Annotated in this window: 2 protein-coding genes; one reads left to right on the forward strand and one right to left on the reverse strand. The window is 41.7% G+C overall.

The features are described from left to right. Positions 1-88: 88 nt before the first annotated feature. A complete protein-coding gene (locus tag ACED42_RS21835; RefSeq protein WP_371704161.1) occupies positions 89-676 on the forward strand; it encodes a hypothetical protein in 588 nt (195 codons plus the stop codon). A 28-nt stretch (positions 677-704) separates the two neighbouring features. Here ACED42_RS21835 and ACED42_RS21840 read toward each other — a convergent pair. Then, positions 705-1001, reverse strand: a 297-nt coding sequence (locus tag ACED42_RS21840) for a transposase (protein ID WP_371704163.1), incomplete at its 5' end; no start/stop codon positions are given.

A 1001-nucleotide genomic window follows, 5' to 3' on the forward strand; every position in this document is an offset into this window, starting at 1 on the left:
TAAGCTAACCCACGATATTGGAGGCTAGCACCTTTCGTGGGGGTCATTATGTCTAGGCTAAATTATTTAAGTTAGGAGATACGACTCTATGGCAGTAGAAAGAGTTGAGGCAATTAAAACAACATATAAAGGTATTGAATACCGCTCACGAACAGAGGCTCGCTGGGCTGTGTTTTTTGATGGTATTGGAGTGCAATTTGAATACGAGAAAGAATATATAGATTTATCAAATGGTCAAAAATATCTACCAGATTTTTTTCTTCCTGAATTCAATGCATTTTTTGAAGTGAAGCCAAATTCAGACGCTATAGTCACTGAGGAATGTGTCAAAGCTCGCTTGCTTTCTCAGGACCTGGCTGATCAAGCTATTAACGTTTGGTTAGCTACTGGTGGTCCTTCAGAACAAAATGGAAATGTGATACCAATAAACCATTGGGATTTATCAGACGACATTGAGCATATTCTATCCGCTAGGGAAAACCGCTATATGTTTTATCAGGACCGTAGAGATGAAGGTATCTACTGGCTATATGCTGTAGATCATACAGATACTATGAGATCGGCATACTTTATTGGTGGTTGGGGAACAGAAACCGATCATTTAAAAGAGCCAATGATGTTCGGTCAGGTTCAGGCTGCATATCAAAGAGCTCGCGAATATTCGTTCGAAAATTAAGCCTAACAAACGACTATGGCGTCAATAGTTAATTTTTGGCGCTGTTCTCATCCCATAGAGCACCATCTCTGAGCATTGAATTTAAGATCACAACCATCTTGCGCACGCATGCAATAATAGCGACTTTCTTAGGCTTTCCGGCAGCTAAAAGCCGAGCATAAGTCGCTTTGAATACGGTGTTACATTGCATGGCTGACATCATTGCCATATATAACACAGTGCGTACTTGCGCTCGGCCGCCTTGGATCACGCGCTTACCTTTGTAGCGCTCACTTTCGCGTGTTATTGGAGCGACACCAATCAGTGATGCTGCTTGTTTATTCGT

The organism is Vibrio sp. FF145 (assembly GCF_041439075.1).
Classification (GTDB): Bacteria; Pseudomonadota; Gammaproteobacteria; order Enterobacterales; family Vibrionaceae; genus Vibrio; species Vibrio tasmaniensis_A.